This window comes from Secundilactobacillus malefermentans DSM 5705 = KCTC 3548, from assembly GCF_001436395.1.
Lineage (GTDB): Bacteria > Bacillota > Bacilli > Lactobacillales > Lactobacillaceae > Secundilactobacillus > Secundilactobacillus malefermentans.
Genome location: NZ_AZGJ01000029.1, coordinates 1 through 23,710, shown reverse-complemented (window position 1 = coordinate 23,710; position 23,710 = coordinate 1). Strand labels below are relative to the sequence as shown.

Below are 23,710 nucleotides of genomic sequence, written 5' to 3'. Positions count from 1 at the left end.
CAACCATAAAGGGATTATCGCATGTACCTCAACATCGCAATGGGCGTTATGATTTTGGTGATGGGTGTTAAGACGATGATTTAACGACTAATAAAGGCAAGCGTAAAAGCGCCTGCCTTTTTGTTTGTTGCATTTACAACATATCTATTTTACAATATGACTACTGAAAGTGAGGTGGTCTCATGGCAAATATTCTCCGCTCAATCGGCGTTGTTGCCCGAGCACTTGATTCAATTGCCAACATTGAATTCAAACAGTATGAACTTGCTCGCGGACAATATATGTATTTAACGCGAATTTGCGAAAATCCTGGCATCATTCAGGAACGCCTAGCTGAAATGATCTGTACCGATCGCACGACTGCAGCAAGGGCCGTTCAGCGATTGGCCGAAAACGACTTTATTGAACGCCGATTTGATTCAGAAAATCGAAAAACCAAACATCTTTATCCCACTAAAAAGGGACTAAAAGTTTATGAGCCAATTAAACGCGAAAATGATTACTCAACCGAAGTTGCGTTTCAGGGATTTAGCGCCGAAGAACGCAAAAATGCTGAGCAGCTTTTAGATAAAATGAGCGTCAATATTGCACAGAATTGGGACTATGTAAAAAAAGGCAATAAACGAAATTACTAAAAAGGAGATTCATGTTCATGACTAAAAAAATCATTATTGATCCCGCATTCTGGGAACTATTCCCAGAGGCCCACATCGAAATTCTATTTGCTAAGGGAATCGACAATCACGTGGATGAAAGTAAAAAGGCCCATTTTCAAAAAATGCTAAGTGCTGCTGAGGATGAAGCAGAGCCCTTTATCGAGGTTGATCCCTTTAGGAAGAACCCAGTCATCGCTGAGTGGCGTGATGCTTTCACCAAATTTAAGACGAAGAAGGGTGCTCGTTCTTCCATTGAAGCCTTACTCAAACGGGTCAGTCAGGGACACGAATTCACACCAATTATTCCCCTCGTTGACATCTACAACAGCATTTCACTTAAATACGCGGTCCCAGTTGGTGGGGAAACAATTGCCAAAATTGATGGTAATTTACATTTGGGCGTTGCTAAGGGCGGCGAACCATTCTGGCCACTTGGTGCTGAAGAAGATTCTCCCGCTCTTCCTGGCGAGGTTATCTACTACGACGATACCGGTGCCGTTTGCCGTTGCTTTAACTGGCGTGAAGCACAAAGAACCATGTTAACCGAGGAAACTACCGAAACAGTTCTCGTCATCGAATCCGTAACGGAAGATGGCGCCAAACGAGCAAAGGACGCCGTTCAGGAACTGAAACAGCTTGTTGACGCAGAGTTCTCAACAACCGGTGTCATTCATGAGCTAACCAAAGATAATCAAGAAGTCGATGTCCAATTTGAAGATTAAGAAAAACGTTCATCCCCAAAAATATGGTGGATGAGCGTTTTTTGCTGTTCTAAGCCTATTTAATTGCACAAAAATAGGATTCAAGCCTTCTCTTACTTGAATCCCCTATGAGGAAATATCCCAACTGATTGATTTATTAAACCTAAAATCTTTAATCACTTAACACCTTCATATTCAATTACACGTCGTTCCTATCCTGGCCTACCTGCTGTCATTGTTCTAATGATAAAAGTTGGTGTGGTTTTACAAGCACCCATTACTTATTCAGGCTAACGGCGGTATGAAACGCTGTGGAGAAACCATTAACAAACTTCTTAATGAGCTACTACCTCCACTGATCGTATCTTTTAATTTTTATCTAAACATAACCTTGGTGCGCTTGCGAGCTTTCACATCACCCACAAGGTCTTGCTTGTAACACGTGACTCTTTTGAAACGTCTTGCATTTCCGCAATCCCAAACTTTTGGATCCTACAAACTTCCTGAAACACAGAACCCCTCCACCTCTCGATGGAAAATCCTTTGACGAATCTACGGAAATTGCCGCAATCCCAAACTTTTGAGTCGTTTCAAACTTCCTGAAGCATCTCGACTCTTTCCATCTTTCAACAGAAAACACTCTGACGGATTAACGGTCAAATCAGTGGTTATTGTCTCTTGAAACGGTACAAACGCTAACATTCGAGAAGTCAATCAGATGAGGTTTATTTCTTTCCTCACAAGTAAGATACCACGTTTTGAAAACGATTACAACCAAAATACTTAAAATCTTTGTGACTTTTTTATCAATCATGATGAATGCCTTGATATATAAGAGATTAGGCTTCTAATTTATTTTAAAATTAGTCATCTTTTTCGCCTTATCGAGGATTTTTTCCAGCGTATTTCCATTTCGAATTGTCATCTGTCGGTAGTACGGATTCTTCATCAATTTTGAATACTCACTTTTAAAGTAACCCTTTCGATCCGCAAATAGTTGGCGGACATCCGCCATTAAGAGGCGCCGCTTACCACCAACATTGACACCGCGCAATAACATTACTTTCATGCACGTTTAATCTCACTGTCTTCATTTAAATGCTGATAGATTTTCTGCATTTTGGTTTCGATTTCCTCAAGCTCATCCGAATATTCTTGTAAATTTGAGCCATACTGATCAACTAACTCCTGATTAATATCCGTTTTATAGCGCAATTTGTGCTCCAAGCTTGCCCACATATCCATGCCAACGGTTCAAATCTGGATTTCGACCTTAACGTCTTGACTGCCAGACGCCTGAAATACGGGTACTGACACAACTAAATGCAAACTTCGATAGCCACTTGGTTTGGGATTTTTAACATAGTCTTTTCGCTTAAGTAACATGACATCGGACTGATTAACTAGGATTTTCTCCACCAAGTAAATATCATCTAGGTAGTTGGTCACCACTCGAAGTCCAGCAATATCAGAAATGTTATCCTCAATGTTTTCAACTTTCCGATCAAGCCCCTTTTTATCAAGTTTCTTCATTAAACTTTGAACACTTTTAATTCGTTCCTCAATATGATGAATGGGGTTATGATCATGTTTCACTTGAAATTCAGAATCTAAGTTTTCAAGCTTCGTCCCAATCTCATTTGCACCGGCCTGGGCCAATGCAAACAGTTCATTAAGTTGCTCTAGCTCAGCGATTGCAGGCTCTTCAGGAACGCCACGCTCACTTCTAAAGTCTTTCGCAATTTGTTTGAAATCCATATAACTTTTTCGTTCTAGTATCATTGAATTCCTCCTGTATATTAGCTACCAGTATTATACTATTGTTTCACATGAAACATCGTTCATTTGTTCCCGCGGCTCTTATCTGATAGTATAGGGGGACGATAAAGGAACTCGAAAAATAAAAATTAAAGCGAGGTATAAGCTTGTTAACTGTAAATAATGTATCAATGTCTTTTTCTGATCGAAAACTGTACGATGACGTCAATTTAAAATTCACCCCCGGTAACTGTTACGGAATTATCGGTGCAAACGGTGCAGGTAAATCAACTTTCCTGAAAATCCTTGAGGGCAACCTTGCCCCAACTTCCGGCAAAGTTTCAATGGGCCCCAACGAACGAATGAGTAGTTTAAAGCAAGATCACTTTGCTTTCGATGATCAAACTGTTTTAAACACCGTTCTCCAAGGCCACGAACAACTGTACAAAATTATGGCTGAAAAAGATGCCATCTATGCTAAACCAGACTTTACCGATGCAGACGGCCTGCGCGCTGCCGAATTAGAGGGTGAATTTGGTGAAATGGACGGCTGGAACGCCGAAAGTGATGCAAGTCAGTTGTTACAATCACTGGGAATTCCTGAAAGCCAACACGATTCTTTAATGAAGGATTTACCAGAAAGTGACAAGATTAAGGTCTTGTTAGCTCAGGCCCTCTTTGGTAAACCAGACGTCCTACTTTTAGACGAACCTACCAACGGACTTGACCCTCAGACGATTAGCTGGTTGGAAAACTTCCTCGCCGACTATAAAAATACCGTCTTAGTTGTCAGTCATGACCGTCACTTCTTGAACGCCGTTTGTACCCATATCTGCGACGTTGATTTTGGTAAAATTGAACTATTTGTCGGTAACTACGACTTCTGGCTTGAAAGCTCTAAGTTAGCACAAAGCTTAAAAGCCCAATCAAATGCTAAAAAAGAAGATCAAATCAAACAACTGCAAGAATTTATTGCCCGTTTCTCGGCCAACGCTTCCAAGTCAAAACAGGCCACTTCTCGAAAGAAGCAACTAGATAAAATCACGTTAGATGACATCAAACCCAGCTCACGTAAGTACCCATTCATTAAGTTTACACCAGAACGTGAACTTGGAAATGACTTGCTTCGCGTTGAAAACGTCAGCAAGACCATCGACGGCGAAAAAGTTTTGGATAACGTCAGCTTCATTCTTCGCCCTGGCGACAAAACAGCCTTCGTTTCCCGCTCTGATGCAACAACTAGTTTACTGATGCAAATCATTGCCGGGACACTTGAGCCAGACACTGGTACCGTTACTTGGGGCGTGACAACAAACCGAGCTTACATGCCAAAGGATTTGACCCCTGAGTTTAGCGACGACCGGTTTGATATTTTGGAATGGTTACGTCAATATGCTAGCAAGGAAGAAAGTGACAATACCTTCCTTCGCGGCTTCCTGGGTCAAATGCTGTTTGCAGGCGACGAAGTTTTGAAGAAGGTAAACGTCCTTTCCGGTGGTGAAAAAGTCCGGAGTTACCTTTCTAAGTTAATGCTTAGCAAAGCAAACGTACTCCTTTTAGACGATCCGACTAACCATTTGGATCTTGAAAGTATTACAAGTTTGAACGATGCATTGGTTGATTTTGCTGGCTCTCTCATCTTCACGAGTCATGACCACCAATTCATCCAAACGATCGCCAATCACTTGATTGAGGTTGGACCAAAGGGAATCGTTGACCTGCCTGACACGACTTATGACGAATTTTTAAATCATGAAGCTAGCCAAGCAAAAATTGAAAATATCTACTAAATTGAAAAACGACTAGATGATCTAATCCTGAATGATTAGACTTTCTAGTCGTTTTTTGTTTAAGCATCAAACTGAATTGACCCGGTGACCAATGCGTAAATTCCAACCAACGCCATTAGGAAAATGACCGAGCAAACCACTATTTCAGATTTATTGAAATGGGAATGCCATTCTCGCTTCCCTTTGAAAAAGAATGGAAGACCTAGTGACCACACAATTGCGGCCAGCAGTAAGTACCGGAATCCTGCGCCATAAATCATAAAGAAAACAAACAAGATTGCGATACAAGCAGTAACCCCTGAGTAAACTCGCTGTTGCGTTGACCGATTAGCAAATCCGGTTCCCACAATCACACTTTTAAGCGCGTAGATGGACGAAAACAGGTACGGAATCAACGCCAGTGAAGTTGAAAACGAGAGCAACGTAACGTAACTCGACTTATCAATTCCGGCAATAATCATCAAAACTTGGGTAATCCCCGTCGTAATTAATAGTGAATTGCGCGGTGCTTCATTTTGATTGAGGCCGTTCAACCACTTTGCAGCAGAACCACCTCTACCCGCCAAACGTACTTCTTCCGCACTCAGATTAACCCAAGCAATTAAGGCCCCCAGCACAGCTAAAATCAGGCAAATATCAATTAACGTGCCGCCCCATGAACCAACCATGTGGGTCATTAAACCCGCCATTGACGGGTCATGTAATTGACTAATTTTTGAAGGCGCCATTAATCCTAACGCCAGCACCGTTGTTCCAACAAGAAGGAATACGACGATTAGGGCGCCGATGATGGTTGCTTTGGCAACATCCGCCAGCTTCCGAGCTCGCGTTGCGAAAATAGTCCCAGATTCCAAGCCAATCAACGTCCACATTGTTGCTAAGAGCACCGTTTTACTTTGATTAAATAGTGAAACGTGCGTCCATTTGCCCGTTGCGACAGACATCACCTGCGTAGAGGCAAAACTATGCATGAAAATATGCGGATTAAACTGAATAATTGCCAGCACAATGAACAATACAATGGGAATAATTTTGATAATCGTTGTGAAATTGTTGAGCCTCGTACTCGACTTAACCCCGCGAAGCACAAAGTAGTTCACAATCCACAGCACGGCTGACGCACAGATGATTGCCGGCCAGGTCGTTCCCTTACCAAAGTAGTCAAAGATTCCGAAGCTCCCAAGCGCCGAAAATAGCACGACTAAGTAACTTGCATTTCCAATGGCATCCCCTGCTCCGTGACCAAACGCACCAATAAAGCCACCAAGGTGACCAAATGCATTTCGAGACCAACCATAAATCCCATCATCAATGTTGGATTGCTGCAACGTTAGGTTACTATAAACGGATACCAAGGACAGCATTCCGATACCCACAATTGCCCAACCAATTAAGATGCCGGCCGGATTGGCGCCACCCGTCACCGTCGCGGGTAATGCAAAGATGCCTGACCCAATTGAGCTCCCGACGATTAACGCAATTAACCCACCTAATCCAACTTTTCCATCATTTTTTGTTTCCATTATTTTGTTCCCTCTAATCAAACCAGATTTAAATAAAAGCGTTCTTCATTTACAAGTGAATTTGTAAACTTGTTAGCACCGCTAAAAGTATAGTTCTTTTTTAGAGGGATTAGAAGGTACGACTTATACAAAATGAATTTTCAATCTAATGCAACACTTGATGGAGCAGTATTTTTAACTATTTTTGGCTATACAGAAATTGTATAAAGAAGAAATTAGATCACTTTGAAAATGTCACACAAATGTAACTTACGCGTTGCCCCTTAAATCTGTATAGTGGTTGACAGTGCTGCTAAAAATAAGGAGATACAAAATGCCAAAAAATTTAAAAGAAGAAATTGTTTTCACCGCCATCATGGCCGGACTAATGGTCTTTGTGATGGTTTGTTACAACGTTGCGTTAGTACAAGGATTTACGGACGGATTCCTATTAAACTCTATTAAGGAATATCCCGGTGGCTTACTTGTCGCAATCATCTTGGACCTACTAGTCGTTGGTCCCATCGCTAAGGGTCTCGCTTTCAAATACATCATTAACGATTACATGAAGAAAAACGTTGTCCTCATCGGAATCACCATCTCAGTTATGATGGTTCTTGGAATGGTTTCATGCATGTCACTTTTCGGAATTATCATGGCCGGTAACGTCGGCGTTGCAAACTACTTCCATGCCTGGGGCTTCAACTTTATCGTTGCTTTACCACTTCAATTAATCATTGTTGGACCAATCGCCCGAGCTGTTTTAGGCAAGATGCAGGCTGCATCAGCCAAAGCTCAAGCAAAAGTTAACGAAAAGGCAAATGAAGAAGTCGACTAAACATTTATAAAAATCACTAGCAACACAAAAATTCCTCAGCAAGTTTTAAATGCTGAGGAATTTTTTTGCTCATAAATATTTACTGCCTTCCTTAACTGCCAACCGACTCATTTGGTGCGCCACTAAAAAGTGTCGTACCCAAGCTGGGTCCGTTTTGCTGTACTGGCGCAGCGACCAGCCAATCGCCTTTTGGATGAAAAATTCATCCGTCTCCTGGTCAGCCAGTATGGCCTTCGTCAACATCGTCAGATTTGTATTTCCTTTTTCCATTAATTGTAAGTTGATGGCAACCCGGCGCTCCCAGAAATTGTCACTGCCAAAGAACAGGTCAAATACTGCCTGCTTTTCTTCCAGGTGCCATTTAATATACTTGCCAAACATGGTTCGCCAGGAATCAACGCTATCCCACCAGGATTTCTGAGTAATAAACTGTTTGAAATAGGCAATATCTGAAAATTGCCAGCGCCGGACATTTTTATCCGCCAAATCAATCGCAAGATACTGGTACTCGCGCTCATCCCGCTCATAGAGTGTTTTAATCCACTGGCGCAATGATTCAAGATCCATCGTGCTACTCAGCTTCAGTAGTGGCTTGCTTTGCTCTTTACGTTCCGGCGCCTTTAACCCGATGAACTCGAAACGATTCCTCATGTAAGCCGCCATCGCCGCTGCGTTTTCCGGATTACCCGTAAATTCAAAATCTAATTTCATCATAAATACGTTCCCTTTATGATAAAAAAGGTTCCCCGAATGGTTCCTGCCAAAGTTGACCGTTGCTTAGCGAACTTAAATTTCCCTTCAAATTCTGCCGGAATTTCCATCCCGTCGCTCAATTTGAATCCAACAGCTCGCTTAGCCCCTTCTTCCAAACCGTATAGAACATTCACCGCCAACCCATTTTCATAAAAAACGCAAGCGTAGCGATTGCCACCAGCTTCAAATGACGTCACTTCTAATGGTTGATATGGGAAAACAAGGTCTCTTTCCTGGCAAATCGATTCGATCCACGCTAAGGTGTCTGGATCATCTGCGGCCGGGACAGTGATAAACTCATGCTTGAATTTGTTCCAGAAATAACGGGCTTCGTGGGCTCGCATTCCAGCGAGTTTCTCTGCAACCGGTGAGCTTCCTAATCCAATTGTTGCGACGTTTTTGAAATCAACTTTGTAGGCCATGAGGTTCCCCTTTTCATTTTGTTGAGTTGAGTATACCAGTAAATTTAAAAAGAAAATAGATTGATCTATTTCCCATCTGGCACCAGCACCAACTTCTCCTTCACGCCACCAGTTTGCAATAACTCATGTGCCTCGCGCGCGAAAGAAAGTGACTTAACCAAAACCTGATCATCCAACAAGTTTCCTTGTGCAAATTGATCATTCAACACTTTGGCGGCGACTTGCAATTGTGGTAACTCAGCGTGACTAATCACAAATCCAATAAGTTGCTTGTCAGTGGTGTAAAAACTTCGTGACTCCAAAGTGGCGTTAACATCTGCGGGCGTTGTAATCATTCCAATTTTGCCACCCAACGCCAGCAAATTCACATTCTCCTGCAAAGCCACTTTCCCAGAGGTATCAACAATGACATCGACACCACTCGCACTAGTTTGCCAATTGCCATGGTAATCAAGAGTTTTATCGCTGCCAAGCCTTTTTAAGTTATCAAAATCATTCGGATTCGAAGTGGTCAGAACTCTTGCACCCATTGTGTGCGCCACTTGAATGAGCTTGGTTCCAACGTGGCCAGCAGCTCCCTCAACCAGCACCTTTTGTCCGGATTCAAGCTGCAAATGATGCTGCAGGAGAATAACGGCAGTTGCTGCAGAATGGACTGCCGCAATCAGTTGAATCGGATCAACACCATCCGGTACCGCGTTCAATCGCTCAGCTGGAATCGCCGCAAATTCACTGGTAATCCCTTGGCGCCCGTCATAGCCCATGCTGTTCGTCCAAACGAGCTGACCGGCGTGAAATTGCGTCACCTGTGACCCGCTTTCCAGCACTTCTCCAACGGCATCCCGACCAATCACAAACGGAAAGGTCAAGTTGGTTTTAAATCCTCCACTTCGGACAAACGTATCAACATTATTGACGGACACCGCCTTAACTTTGATTAACACGTCATCTTCATGCAGCTCGGGAGTCGGCAACTCGCCAAATTGAATTTCACCGGCATCCCCCACTTGATTGATATATGCAGCTTTCATATCCACTCATCCCTTTATTAATCTAGTTTCATTGAACGCCACTCTCTCACCAAATGCAACTTCAAATTGTACATTTATTGCGCTAGTTGTCTCCATAGTGTATTCTGATTATGGCTTATTTGTAAGCGCTTACCTATCTATAAATAGGAGTTGATATCAATATGGCGACTAACTCAGTCAAACGAAACGTTAGTTCACTCAGCCTCATTTCTTTGGGGGCTGGTGGCACTATCGGTAGCGGTTGGATTTATACTAATAGTCAGTTTTTCAATGAATACGGTGCTGGTGGGGAAATATTTGGTCTCGCCCTCGCGATGGTTTTTGCAATTTTAGCTTCCCTCTCCTTTGCCGAGCTTTCCACCATGTTCACGCGTTCTGGTGGGGAGATTGTTTACGGCTACATTGCCTTCAAAAAGCCGGGCGCCCTGTTTGCGGCCTGGACACTTCTCGGTGGCTATCTAAGTGCACTTGGCTTTTACGTCACCGCCTCCAGCCTTCTCATTTCCCAAATTGTTCCGGAAATTGCGGTTGGGCCGTACTACTCCTTTGCCGGCATCAAAGTCCATTACTTAGAGTTGGCAATTGGGGTTGCCATTACCTTGCTGATTTTCGCCATCAACTACCTGGGGGCCCATTTGACGGGACGAATTCAAACCATCCTGGTCATCGGGCTAGTCGTACTAGGAGCCATTCTGGTCGCGGTCGGCTTTAGCCAAGGCTCCTTCAACAACTTTTGGCCAGCGTTCACCAGCAAACAGGCACCACTCCCCTCGATGATCCGGTTCATTTTACCAGCCATGACGTTCATGACCGGCTGGGAATCGGTCGCGACCATGGCAGAAGAAGCAAAAATGCCGGCCCGCAAAATTGGCTTAATTGTCATTGCTTCCATCGTTGCTGCGGGCGCCTACTACATTGTTGTGCTCCTCTCCTCCGCCTTCGTTTGGCCTTGGCAGGAAACGGCAAAAATGCAAATGGGAACAATCGATGCCTTCACGGCGGCAGGTTTCCCCATTCTTGGTACGGTGGCCCTCATTATTTCAGCGCTCGGATTATTAACCAGTTTCTTGAACTTATTTTCAGCTTCATCCCGGTTAATTTTATCCCTCGCACGGGGTCACATGTTGCCAAAACCATTAGCAAAAATTCATCCGAAGTATGGCACACCGACTAACGCTTTATGGGTCGTTTTGGCACTTATTTTGAGTATTGGTTGGTTGGGTAAAGGCGCCTTGGTCTACTTCCTAGACATGGGTGGTTTCTTGATTGCTTTGGCCTGGGCATTCAGTACGTTGTGCCTTTTCAAAATTCGCAAACGGTACCCTCAACTAATTGGCGGCTTTCGCAATAAGACGTTACTTTGGCCCCTTTTAGGTGGGATAGCAGCATTAGGAATTGCTTTGATTACAGTGACCCCTAAAACTGATTACTCGCTTATCTGGCCTTACGAATACGTTCTGCTTGGGGTCTGGATTGTTCTGGGCGCTGTGGGTGTCTGGTGGGGTCGCAAGATTCCGGTGACAGACCGCGATTTACTTGGTGATACGATTATGCAGGATTTGGAAAAGCACGATATTAGTGGAAACTAAAAATCATGAGCAAAAATCTGCTCATGATTTTTAATTTGGCCTAGGCCGTCTTTGCTGCCAAAGCTGGTGTCTCTGCGCCAGCCTGTCGTAAGTGTGCCTGTGCTGCCGCCAAACGGGCAACGGGCACGCGGTATGGTGAACAAGAAACGTAAGTCACTCCAATTTGCTCAAAGAACTCAATGGAGGCTGGATCACCACCCACTTCTCCACAAACACCAATTGGGAGCTGTGGTTTCGTTTGACGCCCTTTATCAATTGCAATCTTCATTAACGCACCAACGCCTTCCGTATCCACGGTTTGGAACGGATCAGCCGGTAAAAGTCCCTTTTTGATGTACTCCGGCATGAATGAGCCCACATCATCCCTTGAGTAGCCGAAGGTCAGTTGCGTCAAATCGTTGGTCCCAAAACTAAAGAAATCAGATTCCTCAGCAACCTGGTCAGCGGTCACACATGCTCGTGGCATTTCCATCATGGTTCCAACCGTATAATCAAGCGTCACGCCCGCCGCCTTAGTTGCCTGGTCAATTTGATTAACGACCAGTTCCCGAACCCACGCCATTTCAATCTTGGAATCCGTCAAAGGAATCATGATGTGTGGCGCCACTTTCAAGCCTTCATTTGCCAACTTCAGTGCCGCCGTCATAATCGCCTGGACCTGCATTTCATAAATATCAGGGAAGGTCACTGCCAACCGGTCGCCTCGGTGGCCTAACATCGGATTTAACTCCTTCAAAGAGCTGACCCGCTCTTTAATCTTGCTGGTAGAAATTCCAGTTTGCTCAGAAACTTCCGCAACTTCTTTTTCATCATGCGGTAGAAATTCGTGCAAAGGTGGATCCAGCAAGCGAATCGTGACCTCTTTATGCTCAGCTAATTTGTATAGCTCGTAAAAATCACCTTGTTGCATTTGCAGGAGCTTGGCGAGTGGATCTTTGCGTCCTTCTGCATCTTCTGCCAAGATGAGGCGCCGCATTTGGACGAGGCGTTCTGGCTTGAAAAACATGTGCTCAGTTCGCGTTAACCCAATACCATCTGCATCGTAATCCAATGCTTTTTGGAAATCCTTTGGCGTGTCAGCATTCGTGTAGACACCCATTCGGGAATACTCTTTCGCCCACTCCAGCAAAACCGACAAGTCGCCTTTGACGGTGACCTCAGTGGTTTTAATTTGCCCCAAATAGAGATCTCCAGTTGTCCCGTTGACGGATACCCAGTCGCCTTCATGAATAATTTGCTGCTTAACTTTAGCCTCCTTAGCCCGATAATCCACGTTTAATTCGTGCGCCCCAACAACCCCAGTTGCGCCCATTCCGCGAGAAACCACGGCCGCATGGGAGGTCATTCCGCCTCGGGACGTCACAATTGCCTGACTAACAATCATACCGTCAATGTCTTCCGGCGATGTGTCTTGCCGCAGTAAAACCACTGGGTGCCCTGCCTCACTGGCCTGTTTGGCATCCGCTGCGGTGAAGTAAACCTGACCAGTCGCAGCACCAGGAGACGCTGGTAGGCCAGTCGTTAAGATTTGATGTGCCGCCAGTGCTTCCTTATCAAATTCAGGATGAAGCATCGTCGAAATAGCATCCGGTTCAATTCTCAGTAATGCCTGTTTTTTGGTAATTAGGCCTTCGTTCACTTGATCCACCGCAATTTTAACGGCCGCATACGCTGTTCGTTTGCCATCTCGCGCTTGAAGCAGGAACATCTTTCCCTTTTCAATTGTAAATTCGAGATCTTGCATGTCCTGGTAATGGGTCTCCAATTTTTCTGCGGTTTCGGCTAATTGATCATACAAAGCTGGCATTTCAGTTTTCAAAACGCCAACATCTTGCGGGGTTCTGACACCGGACACCACGTCCTCGCCTTGCGCATTCAGTAGGTACTCACCAAAGAGGGCCTTTTCACCAGTTGCCGGGTTACGAGTAAAGGCAACACCCGTCCCAGAATTTTCGCCCGCATTACCAAAGACCATTTCCTGCACGTTGACCCCAGTGCCTAGGTTTTCAGAAATATGATTCTGCTTTCGATAAACTTGTGCCCGATGATTATTCCAAGATTCAAAAACGGCATTGATTGCTGCTAATAGCTGCGTTTTCGGATCCTGGGGAAATTTTCCTTTATCAGATGTTTGATAGATTTCTTTAAATTCAGTCACAACTTGTTTAAGATCTTCTGCTGTTAACTCTAAGTCAGAAGCATACCCGTTTTTCCGTTTGATATCGGTTAGCACCTGGTCAAAGGCGGCTTCATCAAGTCCGTACACCACGTTCCCAAACATTGCCAGCAGTCGGCGATAGCTATCGTAAGCGAACCGCTCATTATTAGTAGTTTGTGCCAAAGCTTTTACTGTCTGATCATTTAGCCCAATATTTAAAATGGTATCCATCATGCCGGGCATCGAAATTGCAGCACCGGATCGGACAGAAATGAGTAGGGTATTGTCATGACTATCAAATTGCTTCCCCGTTTCTTGGCTAAGCTGTGTAATTGAAGCGTCCAGCTGTGTCAATAGATCAGAGCTTAAGGTAAGGGTTCGTTGATAAGCGTGACACGCCTCCGTTGTAATGGTAAAGCCATGAGGAACGGGTAGCCCTAAGTGAGTCATTTCGGCTAAGTTGGCCCCTTTTCCTCCTAATAAATCACGCATATCCTTATTTCCTTCAGAAAAATTGTAGATAAACTTCGACATATTATCCCTCTTTCCACTAAATGAAACGTCATATTTAAACATTTATAACGTATCTTATTTGGTGGAAGATTGCAAGCGCTTTCCAAAAGAATTCAGTGGTATAGTCCGTCTTACCTAGCTTTAGTAATTCCTCATTCCTGATATAGGGCGTGGATTTATGCCATTACAATAAACAAAAAGAACACCCCAAAAGGTGTCCGATTTCTTTACCAAAATTTTAAATTTGTCCTCGTTCAATAAAATGCTGAAATATTCGATTTTTAGTAATTTTCCCGATTACTTTAAGCGACCCTTTTTTCTCAACGACTGGCAGTGAATCTACCTGGTGTTTTAGTAATAATTTTCCAGCTTCCATGACCGTTGTTTGCGGCGTGGCAGAGATAAGATTGGGCATCCGCGTCATGATGACACTGGCCAGCATGGATTCCGGATTTGTACTATTAAAACTAGCTCGTAACAAATCTTTCCTAGAGATGAGGCCGACAATTTGCTGTTGCTGATCCACAACGTATAGTGAACCAACATCCTTTAGAAATAGCTTTGAAACAGCCTCCTGTAAACTAGCTTCGTCGTTAATTTTAGTGGGTGCCAACATAATGTCACCTACTGGAATATCATATAGGTCATCATAATCAACATTAACTAATTGATCTCCTTGGTAGCGATAGCCGACTTTGGGTCGCGACTTTAAAACACCGACCGTCGTTAATAATCTTAAATCGCCACGAATCGTTGGAACGCTGAGCCCCAAAGTTTTGGCGATTGTGTCGCCTGTCAATGGACTCGTTTTTTTGAGCATATTGATTATTTTCGTTTGGCGATCAGTAAAATCCATCGTCACTAACCTCCTCCATTGATTGTGCCTTTTATATCACGTTATTAATATGAATTATTATAGCATTTATTCGGAATCTTGATGACTTTCATTTGCAGAAGACGGCACTCATTTAATTGACAAGTCCACTAAATAAGCCATAAAATAGATAAGTCCATTAAATCATTGGAGGCTTTTTATCATGCAATATCATCATTTTAGTCAATACATTGCCGGAATTTATCGGCGGTCAAAGAACGATTTTAATCATCAAATTGAAGCTTTAGACGTGCACGCCACTCAAAGTGACCTGCTGATGTTTATCTATGAACATCCCGGCCGCCAGCAAGTTCAAATTGCCCAGGAAATGAGCGTTGATCCAAGTTTGCTTGCCCGCGACTTAACCGTTTTGGCGAAAAAGGGCTGGGTGACCCGAACCCCCGCCACCACTGATCGGCGGGCGAAAATAATTGCGCTCACGGTTGCTGGAGAAGCGCTCGCACAGGAACTAACCGAAACGATGGCCAAATGGTGGCAATCACTATTTAACGAATTGGCCGATTTTGACGTTGACGATTTCGATACCAAATTAACTGATATCTACAACGTTTTGCTAAAGCGTGACCGCCCATGACCCTTAACAAACACATTATCTATGAGCTAAAACACGTTTGCTTACTGGTTCTTGGATTGCTCATCATGTCGGCCAGCGTTGCCTTAGCAAAAATTGCCACGCTTGGTACTTCTCCCATTTCAAGTGTGCCAAACGTTTTGAGTATGTTGGTTCCCCTCACAATTGGCCAGACAACTATTCTATTCATGATTCTGATTATCCTTTTGGAATGGGTCGTCCTTCGCAAAGATTTTGGCTGGATGAATTTGATTCAACCTCTACCCTCAATTTTATTTGGTGCCATGATTGACTGGTTCGTTAACCAATTTAGCTTTTTACAACCTAGTGTTTATTGGGAACAAATGGGCCTCACGCTCATTAGCGTCGTTCTTTTAGCGACCGGGGTTTTCTTTGAAGTTAACTCACGAACCCTCATGATGGCCGGCGAGGGAATTGCAGCTGCACTAGCCTTTCGCTTTAAAAAGCCATTCGGGACGATTAAGGTGCGGGTCGATATTTCGATGGTCATTGCGGCAGTTATTCTGTCACTCGTTTTCGCTCACGGTCTGATTGGCGTCCGAGAGGGTACGGTCATTTCAGCACTGTTGACCGGCAGAATCGTCGACTGGTTTGAGGAGCATTTAACCAAGTTTACAAAATGGGTTCAAAATTAAAAGCAATCAGAAATTTCTGATTGCTTTTTATGTTTAACTTAACGCCGTCACAACTTCCAAAGTTGCTGAGAAGTAATTCTTTTTCTCAATTGATTTTGGCAATTGTTTCGTTGTTTTTGTTTGTAAACTCTTCTGCTTCAACGTCTTCGCTGCAAAGTTAACTGGCGCCGTGAACGCGGTATTAACGTAGCTGTTCACCGCTTTGCCGCCCAATGTATAAACGGCGGTCACCTTTGAACGTTTGTTGAAGAAGGTTAACTGCTTCTTGAGGGCTTTCTTCGTGGTGCTGTCCTTCTTTATCTTGTAGGTTTGTGCCAATCTCCATGGAACACGGCAGGCATTGTAGCCGTATTGATCATCACTGGCCCCTTCAATTTGATAAGCAGAGACGGCAGCTAATTTGATACTGCTGCCTGTGGCTTTGATAAAGTCGGGGAACAGTCCCGTTTTATGGCGGGCGCTCAATTTTTTAACAGCTGTCTGACTGTGACTAGCAACTTTCGTCCAAAATGAATCCTTTGTGTAAGTTGCAAAGGTCTTAAAGTAGCCGGTTGTTAAATCTGAGGTTCGTAATTTGCTTTGATCATAGCTTCTGGTTGCCCAATTCCCCATCTTAGGGAGATATGTGGTCTTATTAATTTCATTTTTCTTAATGGCCTTTAAAATATTCTTAGCGGCCGCTTTATAGTTTGTGGTTTTACTTCCCCACTTTTTATCTGCTAGAATTAGAGAGTAAGCAATATCCAAATCACCATCAGTGGCACTATTTTTTTCGGATCCGGTGCTGGTCATTTTTCCGGAACGCTTCGTTTGCTCCCATTCCATGAGCGGATTGCTACTAGAAATTCGGTGCGCCCGATAATAACGATAAAATTGATTGAACGTCGTATGCGTATTCGCACCCTTTTTGGCTGCCAAAACGGTGGCAAGCATCCCGTAGCCTTGACCCTCAGACACGGCCTTTGTTGCTCCCTGTCCGTTATTAGATTTCACGTATTTCTGGGTCTTTCCACCTACATAAGCCTTCTTCCACTGGTTGTATAATGTAACAGATTGACTCGCCTCGGCCTTATGAAGCTTGGTGCTTGAACAACCTGCAAAAACACCAACAGCAATTGCCATACTCAGGATACTAAGTCCAATTTTTTTCAACTTCATGTTAAGAATCCCCTTTTATTGACTAATTACTTTCATTGTAGCGATATTTTCCGTTAGTATGGAGGTAATAAGACTATTTATCGAAAAAAATCTTAAAAATTAGTTAACGTCCTATAAGGTTCTTGTAAACCATTTTACCTAGTTTATAATACTATATAGTGACTTAAAGACTAAACTAATAAAGTTGGTGAACTAAATGCCCAATATCAAACTAGTAACAGACTCCGCAACGGGTCTAACTAAAGCCGAAATTAACCAATACAACATTACTGTTGTGCCATTAACCGTTATGATTGATGACGTTATTTATGTTGACGGCGTGACCATTACGAGCGATGAGTTCCCAAGTCTAATGCGATCAGCTAAAGCTTTACCGAAAACGTCTCAACCCCCAATTGGCAGTTTCGTCGACGCATTTGATCAGGCTGGCGAAGACGGAAGCCAAGTATTATGTATCGATATTATGGAAAGCATCAGTGGCACGGTTCACGCTGCTCATCAGGCCTCAATGCTCTCTACAGCAGACGTGACCGTCATCGACAGCAAATCCGGTGATCGTGGAAGTGCCTTTCAAATTTTGACCGCTGCCAAAATGATTGAAGCTGGTGCAACTCTTGACGAAATCACGACTGAATTGGAATCGATTCAGCAACGTACAAAAGCCTACCTATCCGTTGTCGACCTGCATAATTTGATTGCGGGTGGCCGAATTAGTAAAGCTGCCGGGATTTTAACCAATCTATTAAACGTGAAAATTGTGATTGAAATTGTGAACGGTGAGCTTGTCGTTCAGAAAAAGGGGCGGGGCATCAAACCAATTAACCGTTTTTTTGATAACATTTATGAAGAAATGAGTAGCGGTCCCAAGGTTAAGACAATTGGAATTTCCCATGTCGATGCACCCGAGCAGGCTGAAATAATGAAGACGGCCTTGACTGTCCAATTTCCGGACACTGAAATTTCCGTTAATGCCATCTCGCCAGTTTTGGCAACTCATGGTGGCGAAGGCGCGTTTTGTTTGTTCTATGAGACGGAATAGACTCATGTTATACTGTCATTAAACAGGGAGACTATCAATTATGAAAAAACAAATCAATCTATTATTATCTTTAGCCACAGTTGGTATATTTGCGGTAACAGGCTTAGCAGTCAGCCAGCAAAATGCTCAGGCTAAATCAGCTACCGTAAAAATCGGGACTCATTCTGTTCCTCGCGACTATTTGAATACAGATACTTACTATAAAACCACCAAAAAAGTTTCTGTAAATGCACACTGGTTTGCATCAAATAAGGAATTCAGTACCAAGCTAACATTGCCCAAGGGCACTGTCATAACGGGTAAAACCCAAATGATTCAAGTTGGTAAGAAATGGAAATCGGGACTCCTCTTAAATCAAAAGAATAATTTACGCTATAAGTACATTAAGTCAGGTATTGATAAGGGATACTCTCTGGCCCAAATAGATACGACCAACAAGGCAGCCTTTAGCAAGGTCAAAACGCCTACGTTTGTACCGACCTATAGCCATGGTAATTTAACAATCGGCGGTACTAGCGCCATTGGCTCTTCCTCTTCAAAATCCGTCCAGTTTACTTCCGATGGCTATGTTGAAGTTCACACGAATACCAATAAAAGTTACAACGCCCTAGCCTATTACCGAACACCAAGTGCTTCCGTAAAGATTACCAAAACGTCGGTTAAGGGTAGCTATCGTTACATTTATACAAAAACCAAGATTAAGGGATTAACCACAAAACACGTTAAGACGACTGGAAATTATCGTTATCGTTTAACGCTCAAAAACCAGCATAAACCAGTGTTCTTAGCAGGAGACCCAGATAACGATCTGCAAGCTGCCTACTACAGTCTTTACAGCCTTGGCGGTAAAACTTACTTTACTCAAATCGCGCAAGAGGCGGAATAAATTTAACTAACCGTACCCGTTTATACGGAAAGACTAGAATCCTAGCCTTTCCGTATTTATTTTTGACTTTTAAAAGAAGAAAATCCGAAATTGAAAGCTTTTTCTCATCTTGAATTATTTTCTGGATAAATTTACAATAAATATGTGATATATTTCACAATAAACGGAGGTAATATTATGGGTCGTTTAGATGGTAAAGTAGCACTGATCACTGGCGCAAAGAGTGGTATGGGACTTTCTGGAGTCAAACTTTTTCTTAAAGAAGGCGCTAAAGTCGTCGCAACTGACATTGTAACGGATAAGCTAAATGAAGAGGTAAATAAACTTAAACAAACTTATCCAAATGTTATTGGTGCAAAGTTAGACGTGTCTAACGCTGATGATTGGAAAGCCGTAGTGGATCTTGCTGTTAAAAAATTTGGCACAGTCAATGTTCTAGTCAACAATGCTGGTATTCATATTCCCAATGGCATTCTTGAAACTAAAGAAGATGATTGGGATAAAGTTATGAACATTAATGCAAAAGGCGTTTGGCTGGGAATGAAACAAGTCATCCCCGTCATGCAGCAAGCCGGTGGTGGATCAATCATCAATAATTCCTCAGTTTCTGCTCTGATTGGCGGCTTTGCAGATGCCCATAGCGTTGCTTATAGTGCCTCAAAGGGGGCGGTTACCTCCATGACTAGGCATGCCGCACAATGGTTTGCTAAGGATAATATTCGTGTCAATTCCGTTCATCCCGGTCCAATTTATACTGATTTGGCCAAGGATGCAGGAATCTCTTCGCAGGAAGCAATGGGAAAATTACATGTTGGTAGAATCAACTTGCCACCTTACGCTGGAGAAGCAGATGATGTTGGCTATGGATTTGTTTATCTAGCCTCTGATGAATCAAAGTTTACAACAGGGACTGAACTTGTCATTGACGGTGGCTGGGTAACTAACTCAACTATTTAATAAAAAAATAAATATTCAAAATGTTACATTCAAAAAGGGATGCTAGCGGATTAACCTGCTTGCATCCCTTTTCTACTTATTTGTCATTTTCATGAATTCATCTCGCGAATACGTATACTCAACGTGGGCCGCTTCAGGCACATCTTCCCACTGAACGGGATAGCCTGCCCCATGCGCACAAAATACGGAGCCCGGTGTATTTTCCAAATCAGACACCGGATGATAATCCTTCGTCGCAATAACATCATCCGCATTGTGACATGGCCGATAGCCATCAATCACACATTCTAGTTCCCCTTGTCCATGGGTATAAGCCCGCACTTCTTGAATATACCCCTGCATTTCGGAAACGGGCGCCACCCCGGTCAAAGTCGTTTGATCAACGCCGGTATCCGGTGTATCAAATTGACCACTCATTCGCTGAATATCGCTCATTGCGCGACCAATTTGGTCTTGCCCGACTTCTAGTCTAAACCGGTACCACGGCTCTAATAACTGGCATTCATTGCGTTCTTTTAGCATCATCAAGCCTTGGCGAACTGCCCGCCAGGTGGCTTCACGGAAATCGCCACCGACCGAATGCACGATGCTGGCTCTTCCCCCAACAAGGGTAATTTTCATATCGGTAATCGGCGACCCAGTTAGGACGCCAAGGTGTTCTTTAGCACCAAGATTGCTTAATACCTGATTCTGCCAATTTTTGCCGAGCACTTCGAGTGAGCAATTCGCATCAAACGTTAGCCCACTGCCTCTGGGTGCCGGCTGCATCAACAGATGAACCTCCGCGTAATGCCGTAATGGTTCGAAATGGCCAACACCTTCAACTGCTTGATTAATCGTTTCTTTGTAGAGAATACTTCCCTCGCCAAAGCCAATATCCAAATGGAACCGATCAAGTAAAATTTGCTGCAAGATTTCCAACTGAATTTCACCCATAATTTGAATTCGAATTTCCTGCAGATGCTCTGACCAAGAAACGTGCAACTGAGGATCCTCATCCTCTAGTTCCCGTAAGGCGTCAAGGCAAATATGTATCTCATTGTCTTTCGAATCCACAGCGTAGTTTAATACCGGCTGGATAGCTGGTATCGCTGCATCTGTTTCACCACCCAAGCCCTGACCAGGATGGGTGCCCGTCAGCCCTGGAATCGCACAAATTCCGCCGGCTGTCACTTCCTGAGCCACCGTAAACTTAGTGCCATTGTAAATCCGAAGTTGATTTGCCTTTTGGTCCCCTAGAATAACGTCCTTCGTGGCTATTTTGCCACCCGTTACTCGAACCCAAGTGAGTCGGTCGCCCTTTTCATCGTGTGAAATTTTAAAGACTCGCGCACCAAAATCAGGTTTAGTCGATTTCTCGCTAGTCCATTTTTCAACGCCAGCTAGGAATTTATCGACGCCATCAACCTTCAATGCCGCACCAAAATATCACGGAAAGACTTGTCGTTGCAGAATCATTTGGCGAACTGTGTCATCGTCGAGGTCGCCGGTTTCCAAATAAGTATCCAAAACTACCTCGTCTTGCAATGCGATTTCTTCATAAGAGTCATCTGGAATTTCAGCTGAATCAAAGGCAACGCATCCCTGCGATAGTGTATCTTTTAATTGCGCTAAAACTTTATCCTTATCAGCACTATCCGCATCCATTTTATTCACAAAAATAAACGCCGGAACGTGGTATCGCTCAAGCAAATGCCAAAGAGTTCGGGTATATCCCTGCACCCCATCCGTCGCCGAAACGACCAAAATGGCATAGTCGAGCACGCTAAAAACTTGCTCAGTTTGGCTTGCAAAATCCGCATGTCCTGGCGTATCAAGTAACGTTAATTCAAGATTATTGTGCTGCAGAATGGCTTGATGGGAGAAGATGGTAATTCCCCGTTGTTTCTCTAAATCATCTGAATCAAGAAAGGCATCCCCATTATCCACTCGGCCCAGCTGACGCAGTGCACCGGTTTGGTAGAGCAGCGCTTCTGAAAGGGTTGTTTTGCCAGCGTCAACGTGGGCGATGATGCCTGCTACGATGTGTTTCATGATTGATTTCTCCCCAAATTTCTATTTTTAGTTTCATTTTTAACGGAAAAACAAAAGTCCGCCAAATACAATCAACAGCATATAAATATATTTGACCAGCGTCTCACTCGCAATGTGTGCGGTCAGCCAATTACCAAATGGGATGACCACGAATAACAGGGGCACGATGATGCAAAGTAGCTTAACCACTTCCATCGACCAAAATCCCGACGCAACCTGGCTCACCACCACAATGACGCCAACGCAAACAAAGTGAGCTTGGAGAATGCCGCGCATTGTATCAATCGGCCAACGTTTTAACGTTCCGTAGATGACGACTGGAACCCCATGACTATTGAACGCACTCCCCATGGTTCCCGAGATGATGCCAGCTAAATAGTCCCACCCATTTGCGTGTAAATGGGCTTTCCCTGGTCGGTTGCGTAAAACTTTAAGCAGACTATAGGCGCCATAAAGAATTAAAAAGCCACCAAATAAATGTAATACCAAGCTCCGATTTACCGTTTTAATGAGCAAAATTCCGACTGGAACGCCCAATACGGATCCAGCCACTAATCGACGAACAACCGCAAAATCAATTTTAGTATGATATTTGACAGTTGCTGGTAACGCAACTAGCAGGCCAAGCGCGCCAATTAAGGCAGTAGACGCTTGAATGTTAAACCCAACTAAAGCCAGCAGCGGCATCGTTACGAGCGCCTCACCGAACCCAAAAACGGTTCGCACTAAAGCACCAAAAAGAGCGATTAAAATGATTAAAGCTATCGTCATGTCGTTCTCCTATCATCTATCCATCCCTTAGTATAAAGAAAAATCGATAACAATTTCAATAAAATTGATATCGATTCCTTAAATGATTAATCGTTTTCCTTTAACCAATTATCCAACACGCTAATAAACTCATCGTGTTGATCCAAAAGTGCCAAATGACGACTGTTCGCAAATAAGTGCCACTTTGCACCTGGAATATTGTCATAGACGGATTTAGCTACTAATGGTGTACATAAATCATCTGTTCCACTCGTGACCAAAACGGGAACATCGATATTCTTGAGCTGATCCGTCACATCAAAGTCGCTGATTGTCCCATTTTCAGTAAACTCATTGGGACCTTCTGCAATCAAACTAGCACGAGCCCCGTTTGTCTCTCGGCGGAGAGGTTCTGGTGAATTTTCATCAGGGTCATCCCAACAGTAACGTTCCATGTAGCGGTCGTTTGCAGCCAAATACTTAGGGTTAGTGAAGTCACCGGTTCTTTTTGCCTCAGCAATCGCCGTGCGGTCCTCATAACTTAAATAAGAAATCAACCGCTGCTGTTCCTGCGTCCATAATTTAATGGAAGCTGGTGAACCATCAATCATCACACTCTTAATTCCCTTAGGATTGTAGCTAGTCAGGTATAGCATTTCGAGCATGCCGCCCCACGATTGACCCAGCATGTGAACTTGGTCCAAATGGAGGTATTCTCGTAAAGCAATCAGCTCTTCCGCCCAAGTTTCTTTGACGTAGACGCTTTCGTCCTCAGGAAGTGATGACTTTCCGCAGCCGACTTGGTCATACATAATTAATTGGCGACCCGTATTGGCATAGTCATCCATCAATTCAAAGTAATTGTGGGATGATCCAGGCCCCCCATGAAGTAATAATAATGGTGTTTTGTCGCTGGGTTCGCCAACAATGCGGTAATAAGTTTTGTAGTCACGAAATGGCATGTATCCTTCTTCAATTTTCATAGCAAACGGTCCTTTTCTAATGAAGTTGTTAGAATTAATTGTACGCCTGAGAGTGTCAAATTTTATGTGT

The 23,710-nt window shown here is 43.6% G+C and carries 22 protein-coding genes and 1 pseudogene; 10 read left to right on the top strand and 13 right to left on the bottom strand.

The window, feature by feature from the left end:
- Nucleotides 1-182 precede the first annotated feature (182 nt).
- Both FD44_RS06550 and FD44_RS06545 read left to right on the top strand, forming a co-directional pair.
- Nucleotides 183-635, top strand: a complete 453-nt coding sequence (locus FD44_RS06550) for a MarR family winged helix-turn-helix transcriptional regulator (protein WP_010619079.1) — start codon at nucleotides 183-185, stop codon at nucleotides 633-635.
- A 17-nt stretch (nucleotides 636-652) separates the two neighbouring features.
- On the top strand, nucleotides 653-1,378 hold the full coding sequence (locus FD44_RS06545) for a B3/B4 domain-containing protein (protein ID WP_010619078.1): 726 nt from the start codon (nucleotides 653-655) through the stop codon (nucleotides 1,376-1,378).
- A gap of 826 nt (nucleotides 1,379-2,204) precedes the next feature.
- Here FD44_RS06545 and FD44_RS06540 read toward each other — a convergent pair.
- Genes FD44_RS06540 through FD44_RS06535 form a run of 3 tightly spaced genes read right to left on the bottom strand, consistent with a single transcriptional unit; the run spans nucleotide 2,205 to nucleotide 3,139 of the window.
- A complete protein-coding gene (locus FD44_RS06540; protein WP_010619077.1) occupies nucleotides 2,205-2,426 on the bottom strand; it encodes a DUF1697 domain-containing protein in 222 nt (73 codons plus the stop codon).
- Nucleotides 2,423-2,572, bottom strand: a complete 150-nt coding sequence (locus tag FD44_RS10855) for a hypothetical protein (RefSeq protein WP_010619076.1) — start codon at nucleotides 2,570-2,572, stop codon at nucleotides 2,423-2,425. The genes FD44_RS06540 and FD44_RS10855 overlap by 4 nt, the downstream gene beginning before the upstream one ends.
- A 39-nt stretch (nucleotides 2,573-2,611) precedes the next feature.
- Complete coding sequence (locus tag FD44_RS06535; RefSeq protein ID WP_010619075.1) at nucleotides 2,612-3,139, bottom strand: GTP pyrophosphokinase; 528 nt, start codon at nucleotides 3,137-3,139, stop codon at nucleotides 2,612-2,614.
- Nucleotides 3,140-3,282: 143 nt separating this feature from the next.
- Between FD44_RS06535 and FD44_RS06530 the strand changes: the two genes are divergently transcribed.
- Entirely contained in the window at nucleotides 3,283-4,905 is a 1,623-nt protein-coding gene (locus tag FD44_RS06530) for an ABC-F family ATP-binding cassette domain-containing protein (protein WP_010619074.1), read from the top strand.
- 59 nt (nucleotides 4,906-4,964) lie between these two features.
- Here the strand turns inward: FD44_RS06530 and FD44_RS06525 are convergent, their stop codons facing one another.
- The gene (locus FD44_RS06525) at nucleotides 4,965-6,428 is read right to left on the bottom strand and encodes an amino acid permease (RefSeq protein ID WP_010619073.1); all 1,464 of its coding nucleotides are present in this window, start codon (nucleotides 6,426-6,428) and stop codon (nucleotides 4,965-4,967) included.
- A 313-nt stretch (nucleotides 6,429-6,741) separates the two neighbouring features.
- Between FD44_RS06525 and FD44_RS06520 the strand changes: the two genes are divergently transcribed.
- Entirely contained in the window at nucleotides 6,742-7,245 is a 504-nt protein-coding gene (locus FD44_RS06520) for a DUF2798 domain-containing protein (protein WP_010619072.1), read from the top strand.
- A gap of 69 nt (nucleotides 7,246-7,314) precedes the next feature.
- Here the strand turns inward: FD44_RS06520 and FD44_RS06515 are convergent, their stop codons facing one another.
- The 3 genes from FD44_RS06515 to FD44_RS06505 all read right to left on the bottom strand — a co-directional run bounded on the left by FD44_RS06515 (nucleotide 7,315) and on the right by FD44_RS06505 (nucleotide 9,451).
- Complete coding sequence (locus FD44_RS06515; RefSeq protein ID WP_010619071.1) at nucleotides 7,315-7,959, bottom strand: DNA alkylation repair protein; 645 nt, start codon at nucleotides 7,957-7,959, stop codon at nucleotides 7,315-7,317.
- On the bottom strand, nucleotides 7,956-8,420 hold the full coding sequence (locus tag FD44_RS06510) for a hypothetical protein (RefSeq protein WP_010619070.1): 465 nt from the start codon (nucleotides 8,418-8,420) through the stop codon (nucleotides 7,956-7,958). Before FD44_RS06510 ends, FD44_RS06515 begins: the two co-directional genes overlap by 4 nt.
- 65 nt (nucleotides 8,421-8,485) lie before the next feature.
- Nucleotides 8,486-9,451 (bottom strand): quinone oxidoreductase family protein, encoded by a 966-nt coding sequence (locus FD44_RS06505; RefSeq protein ID WP_010619069.1) that lies wholly within the window; start codon nucleotides 9,449-9,451, stop codon nucleotides 8,486-8,488.
- A 161-nt stretch (nucleotides 9,452-9,612) separates the two neighbouring features.
- On the opposite strand from FD44_RS06505, the gene FD44_RS06500 reads away from it, so the two are divergent.
- Nucleotides 9,613-11,040, top strand: coding sequence for an APC family permease (locus FD44_RS06500; protein ID WP_010619068.1), 1,428 nt, complete (start codon nucleotides 9,613-9,615; stop codon nucleotides 11,038-11,040).
- A gap of 40 nt (nucleotides 11,041-11,080) precedes the next feature.
- Here FD44_RS06500 and ppdK read toward each other — a convergent pair whose 3' ends face one another.
- Complete coding sequence (gene ppdK / locus FD44_RS06495) at nucleotides 11,081-13,732, bottom strand: pyruvate, phosphate dikinase (protein WP_010619067.1); 2,652 nt, start codon at nucleotides 13,730-13,732, stop codon at nucleotides 11,081-11,083.
- Between the two features lie 217 nt (nucleotides 13,733-13,949).
- Nucleotides 13,950-14,567 carry a helix-turn-helix transcriptional regulator gene (locus FD44_RS06490; protein WP_010619066.1) on the bottom strand — a complete coding sequence of 206 codons (618 nt, stop codon included), beginning with the start codon at nucleotides 14,565-14,567 and terminating at the stop codon, nucleotides 13,950-13,952.
- A gap of 181 nt (nucleotides 14,568-14,748) precedes the next feature.
- Between FD44_RS06490 and FD44_RS06485 the strand changes: the two genes are divergently transcribed.
- Together FD44_RS06485 and FD44_RS06480 are read left to right on the top strand one after the other, a co-directional pair.
- Nucleotides 14,749-15,180 (top strand): MarR family winged helix-turn-helix transcriptional regulator, encoded by a 432-nt coding sequence (locus FD44_RS06485; protein ID WP_010619065.1) that lies wholly within the window; start codon nucleotides 14,749-14,751, stop codon nucleotides 15,178-15,180.
- The gene (locus FD44_RS06480) at nucleotides 15,177-15,833 is read left to right on the top strand and encodes a YczE/YyaS/YitT family protein (protein ID WP_010619064.1); all 657 of its coding nucleotides are present in this window, start codon (nucleotides 15,177-15,179) and stop codon (nucleotides 15,831-15,833) included. The genes FD44_RS06485 and FD44_RS06480 overlap by 4 nt, the downstream gene beginning before the upstream one ends.
- A gap of 33 nt (nucleotides 15,834-15,866) precedes the next feature.
- Here the strand turns inward: FD44_RS06480 and FD44_RS06475 are convergent, their stop codons facing one another.
- Nucleotides 15,867-16,991, bottom strand: coding sequence for a family 8 glycosyl hydrolase (locus tag FD44_RS06475; protein WP_010619063.1), 1,125 nt, complete (start codon nucleotides 16,989-16,991; stop codon nucleotides 15,867-15,869).
- Nucleotides 16,992-17,187: 196 nt separating this feature from the next.
- Between FD44_RS06475 and FD44_RS06470 the strand changes: the two genes are divergently transcribed.
- The 3 genes from FD44_RS06470 to FD44_RS06460 all read left to right on the top strand — a co-directional run bounded on the left by FD44_RS06470 (nucleotide 17,188) and on the right by FD44_RS06460 (nucleotide 19,873).
- The gene (locus FD44_RS06470) at nucleotides 17,188-18,030 is read left to right on the top strand and encodes a DegV family protein (RefSeq protein WP_010619062.1); all 843 of its coding nucleotides are present in this window, start codon (nucleotides 17,188-17,190) and stop codon (nucleotides 18,028-18,030) included.
- A 40-nt stretch (nucleotides 18,031-18,070) separates the two neighbouring features.
- Nucleotides 18,071-18,916 (top strand): hypothetical protein, encoded by an 846-nt coding sequence (locus FD44_RS06465; protein WP_010619061.1) that lies wholly within the window; start codon nucleotides 18,071-18,073, stop codon nucleotides 18,914-18,916.
- Between the two features lie 177 nt (nucleotides 18,917-19,093).
- Nucleotides 19,094-19,873 carry an SDR family NAD(P)-dependent oxidoreductase gene (locus tag FD44_RS06460; protein ID WP_010619060.1) on the top strand — a complete coding sequence of 260 codons (780 nt, stop codon included), beginning with the start codon at nucleotides 19,094-19,096 and terminating at the stop codon, nucleotides 19,871-19,873.
- A 72-nt stretch (nucleotides 19,874-19,945) separates the two neighbouring features.
- Here the strand turns inward: FD44_RS06460 and FD44_RS06455 are convergent.
- From FD44_RS06455 to pepI, 3 genes and pseudogenes are all read right to left on the bottom strand, one after another.
- A pseudogene (locus tag FD44_RS06455) lies at nucleotides 19,946-21,907 on the bottom strand (GTP-binding protein).
- Nucleotides 21,908-21,946: 39 nt separating this feature from the next.
- Complete coding sequence (locus FD44_RS06450; RefSeq protein WP_010619059.1) at nucleotides 21,947-22,678, bottom strand: sulfite exporter TauE/SafE family protein; 732 nt, start codon at nucleotides 22,676-22,678, stop codon at nucleotides 21,947-21,949.
- 86 nt (nucleotides 22,679-22,764) lie between these two features.
- Nucleotides 22,765-23,640: a proline iminopeptidase gene (gene pepI, locus FD44_RS06445; RefSeq protein WP_029327473.1), complete on the bottom strand. Its 876-nt coding sequence runs from the start codon at nucleotides 23,638-23,640 to the stop codon at nucleotides 22,765-22,767.
- Between the last annotated feature and the right edge of the window lie 70 nt (nucleotides 23,641-23,710).